The following is a 14,509-nucleotide window of genomic DNA, read 5'->3' on the forward strand; positions in this document are numbered from 1 at the left end:
TATACATCTCCTAAGTAATTCATTTGCTCGCCACAGTGCAACTTACCGACACACTGACTGCGCGCTCTAAATGCAAGAAGCTATTTTAAGACAATGCATCTTTTAAACTATAGGGACTCCCGCCACAAGCTCGCTTAGCTCCTGAGTAATACCAGCCTGACGAGCTTTATTGTATACGAGTTGTAGCTCTTTAATTAGGCTACCACCATTATCAGTAGCGGCTTTCATAGCAACCATTCTTGCGGCCTGCTCACTAGCCAGATTTTCTATGATACTTTGATAAACTTGTGATTCTATATAACGGCGAACTAAAGTATCAAGTAGCACCTGTGGATCAGGTTCGTAGATATAATCCCAATGTGTTGTATTTACCTCTTCATCATCAAAAAAAGGCAATGGTAATAATTGTACTATCCGTGGATAGTGGGACATTATATTAGTAAATTTATTACTTATAATATATAGTTTATCTAAACTACCTTGGTCGTAAGCTTGCAGTATTATTTTTATAAACCCGATTAAATTTAATAAAGATAGTTTGTCGCCGATACATCTGATCTGGGCAATAATATTAGCATCAATAGAACTAAAAAAAGAGACTGCTTTAGAACCAATTAATGCTAAATCGGTTTCGACGCCCTGTTCGTACCACTGCTTCATCTCAGACAATAGTTGTTTAAATAAGTTAACATTTAAACCACCGCACAGCCCACGATCAGTCGATACAACTAAGTATGCGACACGCTGAACGTCACGTTTTTTTAGATATGGATGCTGATATTCTAACTTCCCTAATGTCAGATGACCAATTACTTTATGCATTGCTTCTGCATAAGGACGTCCAGATATCATAAATTCCTGTGATTTACGCATTTTAGATGCAGCAACTAGTTCCATGGCTTTAGTAATTTTTTGCATGTTTTTAACGCTACTAATCTGGCTATGTATTTCTTTTCCGCTTATCATATCTTTTCCTATTTACGACTAGATCAATGGCCGTCTCTTAATATAAAAGCATTTAAAACTACCAGATCTGAGTACTCTTGAAGGCTTCAAGAATCTCTGTTAGCTTACACGCAATTTCATCGTTATAGTCACCAGTTTTATTAATGCACTTTAATACTTCAACACTCTCTCGATTAGCGTAAGCAATCAGAGCCGCTTCAAAGTTTACAATTTGTGAGACCTCAATATCATTTAAGTAGCCATATTCTGCAGAAAAAAGTACCAGCGCCTGTTCTGCGATTGACATAGGTGCATACTGTTTTTGTTTAAGCAATTCAGTGACTTTTTGTCCGTAAGTTAATTGTTTACGGGTGACATCATCCAAATCAGAAGCAAACTGCGAAAACGCTACTAATTCACGATATTGTGCAAGAGCAGTACGCATACCCTTTGATAACTTTTTCATGATTTTAGTTTGTGCAGCGCTACCAACACGAGATACTGAAATACCTGGGTTAATAGCTGGACGCATACCAGAATTAAACAAGTTAGATTCAAGAAATATCTGACCATCAGTAATAGAAATAACATTAGTTGGAACAAATGCAGAAACATCGCCAGCCTGCGTTTCAATAACGGGTAAGGCGGTTAATGAACCCGTTTTACCTTTAACTACATTTTTTGTAAAAGCCTCAACATATGCAGTATTCACGCGCGCAGCACGCTCTAATAAGCGGGAATGGAGATAGAATATGTCTCCTGGATAGGCCTCACGACCTGGGGGTCGACGTAATAAAAGAGATATCTGACGGTAAGCAATAGCCTGTTTAGACAAATCATCATATACGATCAGTGCATCTTCGCCGCGATCGCGAAAATATTCACCCATCGTACAACCAGAGTAGGGGGCTAAATATTGTAGTGCAGCAGACTCAGAAGCAGTAGCAACAACCACGATAGTATTAGTAAGTGCATTATGCTCTTCTAATTTTAGCACTACGTTAGCGACGGTAGACGCTTTTTGACCGATAGCTACATAAATACATTTTACGCCGGAATTACGTTGATTGATGATCGTATCAATCACGAACGCAGTTTTACCTGTTTGTCGATCACCAATCACCAATTCACGTTGGCCACGGCCAATAGGGATCATCGTATCAACAGACTTATAACCAGTGTGCACGGGTTGCTCAACGGATTTGCGCTCAATAACGCCAGGAGCAACCGTTTCAATAGGGGAAAAGCCGTCGTGTTTAACTGAGCCTTTGCCATCAATAGGCATACCTAACGTATTGATAACGCGCCCCATCAAACCGTGACCCACTGGCACTTCCAAAATGCGGCCCGTACATTTAACCTGCATTCCTTCCGTCAAATCTGCATATGGCCCCATTACAACAGCGCCGACAATATCACGCTCCAGGTTCAATGCAATTGCATATTGGCACTTCCCTGGCAAAGCTATCATTTCGCCCTGCATAACTTCAGCAAGACCGTGTATACAAATAATTCCATCACTAATAGAAACAATAGTACCTTCATTATGAATGTTGCTTACTAGGTTAAACTGAGCAATACGTTGCTTTATCAGTTCGCTTATTTCAGTGGCCTTTAGTTGCATACTCTAATCCCCTTAGCAAAACGTCTTTTAGGGAGTCAAGACGGTAGCGTATACTGCCGTCAATCACCAGATCGCTAGCACGTATAATGATTCCAGCGAGTAAAGACTTATCAATTTTACAATTAAGCTTCACTTTACGTGATAAACGTTTTTCCATTACCGCGATAATTCTAGTTTGCTGTGCATTATTTAATGGACATACGGAGAACACATCTACTATCCATGGAGATTCTAGTAATGTGCGCAATTCGATAAACTTTTTTAGTACCAGAGGCAAGATAGACAAACGTCTATTTTTAGACATTATATGAATAAAATTCTGACCATACTCGTCGAGGTGTTCACCACAAATAGCAATGAAAATCTTAAACAGTGTCTCCGGCGAGACCATACTAGATAAAATTTTATAAATCTGTTGATTACTAATTATAATCGTTAAAAACTCTAACATCTCCTGCCAATGATCTAAAGCGTTATGCTCACAAGCAAAGTCAAACACTGCTTTAGCGTAGGGACGAGCTATAGTGACGCTTGCAGACATCAGTTCTACCTCTTTACAGTTGAGTAATCAGTTTGTCAATGATCTCATCATGAACAGCTTTGTCTATAGAACGTTCTATAATCTTCTCTGCACCAGCAATTGCTAGCATTGCAATGTCTTGACGTAATTCTTCACGAACGCGTTTACGTTGAGTATTCATGTCAACTTGAGCTTTTATTACAATTTTCTTATATTCCTGTTGAGCTGTCACTTTTGCTGCATCTATAATTTGAGCTTTAAATCTGTTAGCTTGTGCAATAATCACCTGGGCTTCTGCTTTAGCGGTTTTTATATAATCAGCTGCACTGCTTTGTGCTAAATCCAAGTCTTTTTTTGCACGCTCTGTTGCAGCAAGACCGTCAGAAAGTTCTTGTTGACGCTTTTCAATGGCAATTATAATCGGGGGCCACACGTGTTTCATACAGAACCAGACAAATAGAATAAAAGTGATAGCCTGACCGAGGATTGTTGCATTAAGATTCATGACACAATACCTCTTTTAAAATTAATAGGATGATTGTAATCTAGACCAACAATTTTACTGCGCAACAGCAAACATCACATATAACCCCAAACCAACAACAATCATCGGAATAGCGTCAACAAGACCCATTACAACAAAGAACTGTGTACGTAAAAGAGGTATTAAATCTGGCTGACGAGCTGCCCCTTCTAAGAATTTACCTCCTAATATACCAATACCGATTGCCGCACCAATTGCTGCTAACCCCATCATCAAAGCAGTCGCCATGTACAATAACTCTATATTTAAATTTTCCATGACATTCTCCAGTTTTTCAGTTAAAAATTACAAGTATTTAAAAAATTAGTGCTCTTCGGATGCCATTGATACATAAACGATTGTCAAAATCATAAAAATAAATGCTTGAAGTGTAATTATTAAAATATGGAATATAGCCCAAGGCAAGCTCAAAGTCCATTGTAACCACCATGGCAGCAAACCAGAAATTAAGATAAATATCAATTCACCTGCATACATGTTGCCAAACAATCTTAACCCTAGCGACACAGGCTTAGATAATAAACTGACACCTTCAAGAACTAAGTTAACAGGAATAAAAATAGGGTGGTGAAATGGCTGCATAGTTAACTCTTTTATAAATTTCGTGAAACCTTTTATACTGACACTATAAAATAAAATAAGAACAAAAACGCCCAACGCCATTGATAAGGTAATATTTACATCAGCGGTAGCGACTATACGCATCGCAGGCAAACCCAGATAATTTTTGCCAATTATTGGGAATAAATCAATTGGCAGTAAATCCATAAGATTCATAAGGAAAACCCACATGAAAACCGTTAAGGATAATGGGGCAATAATCTTGCTATTACCATGATATATCTCACGAACACTGCTATCAATAAACTCCACTACTAATTCTACACCAGTTTGCAGTTTACCCGGTATTCCGCTGGTAGCGTTTTTTGCCACTGTATAAAATACTGCAAGAAAAAAACTCCCCAGAATAGCCGAAAAAAATATCGAATCAATATTGATTGAATAAAATCCTTTACCAATCTGCAATTGCGTTAAATGGTGACCAATATACTCCTGTAGAGTTAAGGCGTGTTCTACAGACATAATATCTCTTACCCTTATTAGTTAAATTTTTTATTATCAATGACGAAAGGTTACACGATTTTCACTATTAACACTTCTAAAATTATACGCAATATTTTTAAAGGTCAGTGAAGTGCAATAATTTCACTTAACATGACTCAAGAGGCTCGCATAAATCTATAATCTTTGAGCATGTCGAACACGCACGTATCTTAGATGATGTTACGTATCATGATTCTTTCTGATATATACTACGGGAGATTTATTATCTTTGCTATACCTGATCTCTACGCAACTTAAGTCATTCAAGAGAAAAGTAAGCAAACGATGAATATTAATTTGAACATTCCAAATTTCATGACTTAAAATAATGGAAATTATAATTTTCAGTCCTCAGACTAGCAAAATATCAAACACTCTTACTCAATATGTATTTGAGTACTTTTCATGTGGATATATTAAGATAATAAGGAGAAGTATCCTGTATATTCATCATTTGACAACCTGACAAACTGATATAGCAACACATAATTTTGAACATTGCATCAAGATAGCAGCATTAATTTAAAAAAACACCATTGATTAGTAATCATAGCATTCTGCATGACCTTACAATATAAGAAAGTACTAACATAGTATTTCTGTTGTTTATAAAAATGTAATCTACACAACTATTTTGTTGTTGTGAATGAAACAAAAACATGAAAATTAAAGCATCACTCTAAGAATACAATCTACATAAAAATAAAAGAAAACCATTTATTTAGTTGCTACGATCTGAAGCTTATCTTATAAACCAGTACGAGAAACATATAGCAAGTCTCATGATGCATTGTAGAACAGCAGTGATGGCGCAAGATATAGATTAAAAACCATTCGAATGACTCTGAAATTAGATGGTAAGCAGAGTATGGGTGAGATTGATTGATTTTATTATTTTATCTCAGTCAGACACTAATTTATGCATCCTAAGATACATTGGTATGCATCTTTATACCGATGTTATTTAATACATATACCAAACGAATTTGTAGTTATATTGTTTAGCATTTACTAAAGTATGCTGATTGCCTCACAATGGCTTGCTATGAAGTTTTAGGAATTTATTTAATAGAATTAGTGCTCTGCTGATAGAAACTTTTCATTATAAATAAAGTGTGATCACTTGCGATTGTTTCATGCATCACTTGTTGTAATGTGACTGTCACATTTAAAACTAAACTATAGAATAAGGCGGAAAATTATCACATACAATACTCATTGTATTATCTAAACTGCATCAGTTACACTGAATAACACGTCTCATGTATGAAAGTAGTCTTGACACCTGTGTTATTATAGTGAATTTCCTTGTTTTGATAACACAGATCATTTTCCACTTTTCCATACATTACATCCAACAATCACCGCTATATCGAACATAGCGTGTAGGTATATCACTGTGTTAATAATTTTCTACAAATATCATTGTTTCTTGTGCTTATTGCCTGATTTTTTTAATAGGTGTGTCAATATATTTAAGGTGCATTTATATCTCCCACTATATTTCCAGTGCCGGTACTATTAATCAGTTCGCTAAGATTGTGTTTTAATCCCTGTTGTTTTGTATACACTTTGCAAGGCGTCTTTTATATTGTTTAATATATTTATACTATCTACCAAACAATCTTTTAACTAACCTATTGAATGATATTGTTAAATTATACTGAATATGGCATAATATGCATGGATATTCATCGATATTCTTAAACTCTATTGGATTTTTAACATAAAAAATGTTGATTGAATCATTAATAATTTCTTTAATCTACATAACACGCACATGATAATTCAAGCGCCTGTAGGTTTTGCAATACTATTTCCCACCAATTTTGCTGTATACGGATACCATATATAGGCAAAATGCATAGGCGATCATGTTAGATTGCCACTCTTTATAAGCTACTAAAATAAACAGTTACAGTTATAATCTACTCTCCCTCAATATGATAAAAATATACATCTCGCTCTTCTGAATAACATGTGTAAGATTATACCCTTACATAATAAGTGTAAATTACAAAATTCAGGAATCTTTGATAAGTAACGGGCATCATTGTTAATGATAACAATTAACTTAATTTTATTGTTAACGGTAAGTAGGTACCTGTTGTTGTGCTTTATTCATCTGGATTACGGTTGTAGCAAACTCATTCATTATCCAACGATAGACATCTCGCTTAAACGACACTACCTGACGCACTGGATACCAAAAACTCACCCAACGCCATCGATCAAACTCCGGTGTACTTGTACGTCGCATATTAATATCGGCATCGTTACAAATTAACTGCAACAAAAACCATTTTTGTTTTTGGCCAATACACAGTGGCTTTATATTCCAGCGCACTAAATGTTTTGGCAATTTATATCGCAACCAATGGTTAGTTTCCGCTAAAATACACACATCTTTTTTTCTCAAGCCTACTTCTTCGAATAACTCACGGTACATAGCCTGTTCTGCAGTTTCCCCACAATGAATACCACCTTGAGGAAATTGCCAGGAGTGCTGCCCATAACGACGAGCCCATAGAACTTGCCTATAATCATTACAAATTACAATACCGACGTTCTGGCGGTAACCATCATCATCGATCACCAGACTACCTCGATCAGCTTAAATGCAAAGGCTTAATAGATATTTTAATTGCTTTATACAAGCTACAAATGTGATACACTGCTATTTGACGACATCGTACTAAATAACATAGTGATGATACATGAATAATATTGAACTAACAGATTCATGTTCCTAGAATCAATAGACTAACATCCTTATTACAACGTGATTGCTATTTCAGTTGTAGCATTTAATACTAACATTTACTATTTAATACGAAACATTAAATAGTAAATATTTTTCGAAAGTATTAGATTATGCGTCCTTCGACCACTCAAATTTTTTCGAAAAATCACGTTATACTACTACCTGGGTATGGTAGGGAAGGATGCTAATATTTGACTACTAGTATCCTGAGTATCATAAAACTATTAGTGTCCGTCGACACTAATTCTATTCTAAGCTCAGCATGAAAGATAATCTGTTTTCTCACGATAGACATGCAATAATTATTAATGTAGCTTTATGTATAGTCAATGTACGATACTAGATCTTTATGGTGTTCTGTAGTTCTGTACGAATAGTAAATAATATTGACTTCAGAATACGGGCATTACCTGCAATTAAGTTACCAGAGCTCAAGTGATGATGATCACCAGCAAAGTCGCTCACGAAACCACCCGATTCCCGTACTAATAATTCAGCAGCTGTAAAAACCCCAGGCTTTATCCCGCCGATATTAAAGAAGCCATCCACGCGGCCAGCTGCAACATAAGCCAAATCCAGAGTCGACGATCCAGTATGCCGAAAATCGGCACATTGGTTAAACAATGTACCAATGATTTTGATATACACTTCAAGAGATTGTTTATGTTGAACAGGAAATCCGATAGCTAAAATAGCGCCGTCCAAACTTTTACTATGGTTCCCACGTAAACGATAACCATTAAGTTGCGCACCATAGCCACGACTAGCCGTAAATAGTTCATTACGCATTGGATCATACACTACCCCAACTTCCGTGCGGTTTTTAATACGCACTGCAATAGAAACAGAGAAATGTGGAAAATGTTTCATAAAATTTGAAGCACCATCTAATGCATAGACTACCCATTGTACGTCCTGATCAACACCGAGCAGCTCGTCATGATTTCCTGTAAAAATATTATGTTTTGGATACGACTTACGGATTACCCTGGTAATTACGTGCTCTGCATCACGATTAACATGAGCGATAAAATTATTAACTTCTTCTTGACTGGCCGCTATAGTGTTTGACATTTCATAATTTTTGGCAATCAAGTCACCTGCCTTGCGTGCAGCGCGCACAGCGATCGTCAACATCGGATGCATGTATATTTTCCAATTAGGATATTAAAGGATATCCAATGATACTTAGTATACCAGGCGCGTGAAAAATACCTATACCTATGTTAATATTTTTTATTTTATTCTACGCTTAAGAGTTTTTTATGTTGCATAATATTCGTATTGTTCTGATCGAGACATCACACACTGGAAACATCGGCTCCACTGCTAGAGCCATGAAAACCATGGGATTAACCAATTTATATTTAGTGAATTCACCGATAAAATTCGACTCTCAGTCAAGCGCTCTTGCTGCTGGTGCTAGCGATGTGATAGCATGCGCTACATTTGTGGATACCATAGATGACGCCATTAAGGATTGTAAACTGGTCATAGGTACAAGCACGCGTACACGTATGCTACCTTGGCCAATGCTAGAGTCACGTGCATGCGGAATGCAAGCAGTGCGCGCAAGCGCACTAGCGCCAGTAGCCTTAGTGTTTGGCCGTGAACGTATTGGCTTAACTAACCATGAATTACAAAAATGTCATTACCATGTCGAAATTCCCGCTAATCCGGATTATAGCTCTCTCAACCTCGCCATGGCAGTACAGATTATAGCATATGAGGTGCGTATGGCTTATCTCGACCATCAAACAAGCAAGAGGGTACAGCAAAAAGAGGAGCCTTATCCTCTAACAAGTGATCTTGAATATTTTTATCAACATTTAGAAAAAACGTTAAAGCATATTGGATTTATCCGCCCCAATCATCCTGGGCAAGTCATGAATCGACTACGATGCTTATTTACCCGCGCTCGCTTGAACGAGCACGAGCTGCATATCCTTCGAGGCATGCTTACGTCAATTGATCAACAGAACAGATAGCCATTACATATATCACATGGACGCTGTAGATTATAAGAATAGTCGAAGTACGCTATCAGTTATCATAAATATTAGATATGGTACATTATAAAGCTCTAAAATCTACTAGATTGAATAGTCGAGTTAAAGAATGTCAAAATTTCAATTATAGTTATTGACAGTTAAGCATAGTTCTATAAGACTAGCATATAAACAACAAGATACAATCACTGCATATGATGAATATTCCATTATGCTCCCATAACAGACTGATACTTATCGTAAATATCTCTCAACGCCAGATTATGGCTCGATTTTATTTAAAATGATACCGCTCAACAAAAAAAGCAGTTAGAAATATTTAGCTTGATAGGGGTAATGCAGGGAGAACGAGAGTAATGAAAATACCAATTTATCTAGATTATTCAGCAACAACGCCGGTAGACCCTCGAGTTGCTGAAAAAATGATGCAATTTTTAACCTTGGATGGCACTTTTGGTAATCCAGCTTCCCGTTCTCATCGTTTTGGCTGGCAGGCAGCAGAATCAGTGGATATTGCTCGCAATCAAATTGCTGAATTAATAGGGTCAGATTCACGAGACATTATCTTCACTTCAGGTGCAACAGAATCTAATAATCTAGCTATTAAAGGCTCAGCTCATTTTTATCAAAAAAAAGGAAAGCATATAATTACCAGTAAAACTGAACATAAAGCCGTGCTAGACACTTGTCGCCAGCTTGAGCGTGAAGGTTTTAATGTGACTTACCTTACCCCGAAGAGCAGTGGCATTATCGATCTACCTGATCTTGAAGCTGCAATACGCAACGATACCATTCTAGTTTCTATCATGCATGTGAACAACGAAATTGGTATAAAACAAGATATTAAAAAAATTGGTGAGATTTGTCGTTCACGAAAAATTATTTACCATGTTGACGCTACACAAAGTGTCGGAAAACTCCCGATCAATTTAAATCAACTAAAAGTTGATCTCATGTCATTCTCTGGACATAAAATGTATGCCCCAAAAGGCATTGGTGTCTTATATGTGCGTCGTAAACCTCGTATCCGCATTGAAGCTCAAATACACGGGGGGGGTCATGAGCGTGGGATGCGATCCGGTACACTTGCAGTACATCAAATCGTCGGTCTAGGTGAAGCATGCAGAATCGCCAAAAAAGAGATGGCAGAGGAAATGATACGTCTTCGCTGGCTACGTGATCGTCTCTGGAATGGAGTAAAAAATATACAAGAGGTGTATTTGAATGGCGATTTAGAATATGGCATACCAAATATTCTAAATGTCAGTTTTAACTATATTGAAGGAGAGTCTCTTATTATGGCGCTAACAGATCTGGCTATATCTTCTGGTTCTGCATGCACGTCTGCCAGCTTAGAACCATCCTACGTATTACGTGCATTAGGCATGAATGCTGAATTAGCACATAGTTCAATCCGTTTTTCTCTAGGACGCTTTACTACACAAGAAGAGATTGATTATACTATTAAATTAGTACGTCAATCCATTAATCGCTTACGAGATATTTCTCCACTTTGGGAGATGTTTCAGCAAGGTTTAGATATTAATAATATTGTATGGACACATCATTAATTTTTATATTAAGGAATAATTTATGGCTTACAGTAAAAAATTAATTGATCATTATGAAAATCCACGCAACGTAGGTTCTTTTGATCACGAAGATCCCAGCGTTGGTAGCGCGATGGTGGGTGCTCCAGCCTGTGGTGATGTAATGAAATTACAAATCAAAGTTAACTATCAAGGTATTATTGAAGATGCCCGCTTCAAAACTTACGGCTGTGGTTCTGCGATTGCTTCTAGTTCATTAGTGACTGAGTGGATGAAGGGTAAATCTCTCGAGCAAGCAGAAAAAATCAAAAATACTGAGATTGCTGAAGAACTGGTATTACCACCAGTTAAGATTCACTGTTCAATTTTAGCAGAAGATGCTATTAAAACTGCAATCGCTGACTATAAAAGCAAACATACACTTACAATCAATCCAGTTATGGAGAAACAGTAAAACACATCCATGAACCTTGCAATATGCAAGAAAAGTAAGATAAATAAAAAGCAGAACAATGATATGCATAATATGCATATCATTGTTAACAACTGCATGTAGTTGCAAGATTTTACAGAGCTTGACAGACTGACATGCAAACCTTCTAATAAGTTTTTCACTGCGTGTAAGATATTGTAGTATACTCATCAGTAGTTTTTCTAAAGTTAATTATTCTAGTCATTAAGTAAAAATTTTATGTGGTCCATGAGGTTTGGATGTCAATTACTATAAGTAATAGCGCTGCACAACGTATTAAGACTTTTATTAACAAGAGAGGACGCGGTCTTGGTCTGCGTGTAGCAGTAAAGATCTCTGGTTGCTCTGGAATGGCGTATGCATTAGAACTTGTTGATGAAGTACAGCACGATGATATCGTGTTTAAGGATAAAGATGTCAAAGTAATCATTGATAGTAAAAGCCTTGTTTATCTTTCAGGTACTGAACTTGATTTTGTTAAAAATGGCATAAATGAAGGCTTTCAATTTAACAATCCTAACGTCTCCAGCCATTGTGGTTGCGGTAAAAGTTTTAATGTTTCATAGTCATTGTTTACCTCTTGTCACACGATGTGCAGCAGACTTTCTCTGTTAACGACCAAGAGTATGCTATGAATTACTTTACTTTGTTCGGTCTTCCAATTAATTATCCTGTGGATGATAACCAACTTAGATCCCGTTTTCAGGATCTACAGCGTCAATTTCATCCCGATCGTTTTGTTTGTCAGCCGGAAAACGAACGTTTAATAGCTTTGCAAAAAGCTACTGCTATTAATGCAGCCTACCAAACGCTAAAACACTCGTTAAAATGCGCAGAGTACATATTATCTTTATACGGTTTTAACCTAATTCATGAACAACAGACCCTACAAGATCCCGCTTTCCTAGCCGAACAATTAGAATTGTATGAAGAACTTGATAATATTGCGAATAAAATAAACACGGAGAATTTATTATCCAAATTTAGCTTGCGGTTAAACAAGGCAATAAAGCAGCGCTATGCTTTAATAACGCAACAGTTAAACAACCAACAATGGCCAGAAGCTGCCGATACTGTACGTAAGATGAAATTTTTAAATAAACTTCAGCAACAAGTTAAAAATCTCAAAGAAACAATGCTAGGTTTTGAATAAGATCTTCTGATTGTGGAAACTTTAATATGACTTTATTGCAAATTAATGACTCTACTCTATGTGTATCGCTGCATCAGTGCCGTTTATCAGCAGGGATCGATCTAGGTACTACGAATTCGCTTGTTGCTACAGTACGTGCTGGACAAATAGAAACGCTGACAGACAAACATGGACGTCATTTATTGCCTTCAGTGGTACACTATCAACATAAAAAACACTTGGTAGGCTGGAAGGCTCGCCAATATGCGATACAACAACCCAGTAATACTATTATCTCGATCAAGCGCTTAATTGGATGTTCCTTAGCAGATGTGCAACAACGTTATCCGAACCTGCCATACCAGTTTCAGGCCAGTGAAAATGGCCTACCAATGATCGTTACTGCTGCCGGATTAGTAAACGCAGTAGTAGTATCCGCAGATATTCTCAGAGAACTCGCTTTCCGTGCACAAGCGGCGTTAAAAGGCAAACTGGATGGCGTTGTGATTACCGTGCCTGCCTATTTTGATGATGTGCAACGCCAAGACACTAAAAATGCGGCGTGTCTAGCGGGTCTTCATGTATTACGTCTTTTAAATGAGCCGACTGCGGCTGCGATCGCTTATGGATTAGACTCTGGTCAGGAAGGGGTTATTGCAGTTTATGATTTAGGTGGTGGTACCTTTGATATTTCTTTGTTACGCCTTAGCAGAGGCGTCTTTGAAGTCTTAGCGACTGGTGGTGATGTTACACTTGGTGGTGATGACTTTGATCAACTATTAGCTGACTGGCTTCGTGCTCAAGCCGGCGTGACTGACTACAGTAATCACAGTGTACAACGTCAACTTTTAGATATTGCTAGTACTGTAAAAATCGCACTAAGCAATGCCGATAGCGTACATGTTAAGGTTGCTAAATGGCACGGTGAAGTAACGCGCACTCAGTTTGAATCTCTTATTGCATCATTAGTGAAAAAAACTCTACGAACCTGTTACCATACACTAAACGACGCTAATCTCCGGACTGAAGAGATAAGCGAGGTAATAATGGTTGGTGGCTCTACGCGTGTTCCACTCGTACGTCAACAAGTGGAGTTATTTTTTGGGAGATCCCCCATTAATCACGATTGATCCAGACAAAGTTATTGCCATTGGCGCGGCAATCCAAGCAGATGTTCTAGTAGGTAATAAACCGGATAATAACATGTTGTTGCTAGATGTGATCCCATTATCATTAGGTTTGGAAACCATAGGTGGTTTGGTTGAAAAAATGATCCCACGCAATACTACCATTCCTGTGGCACGTGCGCAAGAATTCACTACTTTCAAAGATGGCCAAACTGCAATAATGATTCATGTGGTACAAGGCGAACGAGAACTAATACAAGATTGTCGTTCTCTTGCACGTTTTACGCTTTTTGGATTGCCAAAATTACCAGCTGGCAGGGCACATATCATTGTAACTTTTCAGGTAGATGCTGATGGCCTACTCAGTGTTACAGCGATGGAAAAATCTACCAGTATTCAAGCCCAAGTTCAAGTAAAATACTCATATGGCTTATCTGAGAGCGACATTATTTCGACTCTCAAAAAGTCGAAGGCTTATACTACAACGGATATAAAACAACGAAAATTACTGAAAAAAAGTAGAAGCTGCTCGGATATTAAAAAAAATACAAGGTCTATTATCTAAAGATACTATCTTACTCAGTAACATAGAAACTTAGGAAAATCCCTTTATAATTGTAAGACTAATGCAGAACATATCACAAAACGATGGCTGTATTACTATCGACATAACCATGGAATCTTTAAACGTTCAAAACAGGCATTTTTTATGCAGCGA

Annotated in this window: 13 protein-coding genes and 1 pseudogene; 6 read left to right on the forward strand and 8 right to left on the reverse strand. The window is 37.3% G+C overall.

The window, feature by feature from the left end; genetic code table 11:
- Nucleotides 1–102 precede the first annotated feature (102 nt).
- The 8 genes from atpG to suhB all read right to left on the reverse strand — a co-directional run bounded on the left by atpG (nt 103) and on the right by suhB (nt 8,647).
- Nucleotides 103–966, reverse strand: a complete 864-nt coding sequence (atpG, locus tag GIY03_RS03190) for a F0F1 ATP synthase subunit gamma (RefSeq protein WP_457913672.1) — start codon at nt 964–966, stop codon at nt 103–105.
- Nucleotides 967–1,024: 58 nt separating this feature from the next.
- Nucleotides 1,025–2,569, reverse strand: coding sequence for a F0F1 ATP synthase subunit alpha (atpA, locus tag GIY03_RS03195; protein WP_457913673.1), 1,545 nt, complete (start codon nt 2,567–2,569; stop codon nt 1,025–1,027).
- Nucleotides 2,550–3,110 (reverse strand): F0F1 ATP synthase subunit delta, encoded by a 561-nt coding sequence (atpH, locus tag GIY03_RS03200; RefSeq protein ID WP_457913674.1) that lies wholly within the window; start codon nt 3,108–3,110, stop codon nt 2,550–2,552. Before atpH ends, atpA begins: the two co-directional genes overlap by 20 nt.
- 13 nt (nt 3,111–3,123) lie before the next feature.
- On the reverse strand, nt 3,124–3,594 hold the full coding sequence (gene atpF / locus GIY03_RS03205) for a F0F1 ATP synthase subunit B (protein WP_457913675.1): 471 nt from the start codon (nt 3,592–3,594) through the stop codon (nt 3,124–3,126).
- A 54-nt stretch (nt 3,595–3,648) separates the two neighbouring features.
- Nucleotides 3,649–3,891 (reverse strand): F0F1 ATP synthase subunit C, encoded by a 243-nt coding sequence (atpE, locus tag GIY03_RS03210; protein WP_457913676.1) that lies wholly within the window; start codon nt 3,889–3,891, stop codon nt 3,649–3,651.
- A gap of 45 nt (nt 3,892–3,936) precedes the next feature.
- Complete coding sequence (atpB, locus tag GIY03_RS03215) at nt 3,937–4,716, reverse strand: F0F1 ATP synthase subunit A (protein WP_457913677.1); 780 nt, start codon at nt 4,714–4,716, stop codon at nt 3,937–3,939.
- Between the two features lie 2,107 nt (nt 4,717–6,823).
- Complete coding sequence (gene rppH / locus GIY03_RS03220; RefSeq protein WP_457913678.1) at nt 6,824–7,333, reverse strand: RNA pyrophosphohydrolase; 510 nt, start codon at nt 7,331–7,333, stop codon at nt 6,824–6,826.
- A gap of 507 nt (nt 7,334–7,840) precedes the next feature.
- Nucleotides 7,841–8,647 carry an inositol-1-monophosphatase gene (gene suhB, locus GIY03_RS03225; RefSeq protein ID WP_457913679.1) on the reverse strand — a complete coding sequence of 269 codons (807 nt, stop codon included), beginning with the start codon at nt 8,645–8,647 and terminating at the stop codon, nt 7,841–7,843.
- 119 nt (nt 8,648–8,766) lie between these two features.
- On the opposite strand from suhB, the gene trmJ reads away from it, so the two are divergent.
- The 6 genes and pseudogenes from trmJ to hscA all read left to right on the forward strand — a co-directional run.
- Complete coding sequence (trmJ, locus tag GIY03_RS03230; protein WP_457913680.1) at nt 8,767–9,489, forward strand: tRNA (cytosine(32)/uridine(32)-2'-O)-methyltransferase TrmJ; 723 nt, start codon at nt 8,767–8,769, stop codon at nt 9,487–9,489.
- 377 nt (nt 9,490–9,866) lie between these two features.
- On the forward strand, nt 9,867–11,081 hold the full coding sequence (locus GIY03_RS03235; RefSeq protein ID WP_457913681.1) for an IscS subfamily cysteine desulfurase: 1,215 nt from the start codon (nt 9,867–9,869) through the stop codon (nt 11,079–11,081).
- A 22-nt stretch (nt 11,082–11,103) separates the two neighbouring features.
- Entirely contained in the window at nt 11,104–11,514 is a 411-nt protein-coding gene (iscU, locus tag GIY03_RS03240) for a Fe-S cluster assembly scaffold IscU (RefSeq protein WP_457913682.1), read from the forward strand.
- 257 nt (nt 11,515–11,771) lie between these two features.
- Entirely contained in the window at nt 11,772–12,098 is a 327-nt protein-coding gene (gene iscA / locus GIY03_RS03245) for an iron-sulfur cluster assembly protein IscA (protein WP_457913683.1), read from the forward strand.
- Nucleotides 12,099–12,163: 65 nt separating this feature from the next.
- Nucleotides 12,164–12,685, forward strand: a complete 522-nt coding sequence (gene hscB, locus GIY03_RS03250) for a co-chaperone HscB (RefSeq protein WP_457913684.1) — start codon at nt 12,164–12,166, stop codon at nt 12,683–12,685.
- Between the two features lie 26 nt (nt 12,686–12,711).
- A pseudogene (gene hscA, locus GIY03_RS03255) lies at nt 12,712–14,384 on the forward strand (Fe-S protein assembly chaperone HscA); the annotation flags it as partial.
- Nucleotides 14,385–14,509 lie beyond the last annotated feature (125 nt).

Source organism: Candidatus Gillettellia adelgis (genome assembly GCA_020541285.1).
GTDB lineage: Bacteria > Pseudomonadota > Gammaproteobacteria > Enterobacterales > Enterobacteriaceae > Gillettellia > Gillettellia adelgis.

Bases quoted from the DNA above. Each gene is read 5' to 3' on its own strand.
- atpG (WP_457913672.1), bottom strand. From the start codon at position 966: ATGATAAGCGGAAAAGAAATACATAGCCAGATTAGTAGCGTTAAAAAC.
- atpA (WP_457913673.1), bottom strand. From the start codon at position 2,569: ATGCAACTAAAGGCCACTGAAATAAGCGAACTGATAAAGCAACGTATT.
- atpH (WP_457913674.1), bottom strand. From the start codon at position 3,110: ATGTCTGCAAGCGTCACTATAGCTCGTCCCTACGCTAAAGCAGTGTTT.
- atpF (WP_457913675.1), bottom strand. From the start codon at position 3,594: ATGAATCTTAATGCAACAATCCTCGGTCAGGCTATCACTTTTATTCTA.
- atpE (WP_457913676.1), bottom strand. From the start codon at position 3,891: ATGGAAAATTTAAATATAGAGTTATTGTACATGGCGACTGCTTTGATG.
- atpB (WP_457913677.1), bottom strand. From the start codon at position 4,716: ATGTCTGTAGAACACGCCTTAACTCTACAGGAGTATATTGGTCACCAT.
- suhB (WP_457913679.1), bottom strand. From the start codon at position 8,647: ATGCATCCGATGTTGACGATCGCTGTGCGCGCTGCACGCAAGGCAGGT.
- trmJ (WP_457913680.1), top strand. From the start codon at position 8,767: ATGTTGCATAATATTCGTATTGTTCTGATCGAGACATCACACACTGGA.
- GIY03_RS03235 (WP_457913681.1), top strand. From the start codon at position 9,867: ATGAAAATACCAATTTATCTAGATTATTCAGCAACAACGCCGGTAGAC.
- iscU (WP_457913682.1), top strand. From the start codon at position 11,104: ATGGCTTACAGTAAAAAATTAATTGATCATTATGAAAATCCACGCAAC.
- iscA (WP_457913683.1), top strand. From the start codon at position 11,772: ATGTCAATTACTATAAGTAATAGCGCTGCACAACGTATTAAGACTTTT.
- hscB (WP_457913684.1), top strand. From the start codon at position 12,164: ATGAATTACTTTACTTTGTTCGGTCTTCCAATTAATTATCCTGTGGAT.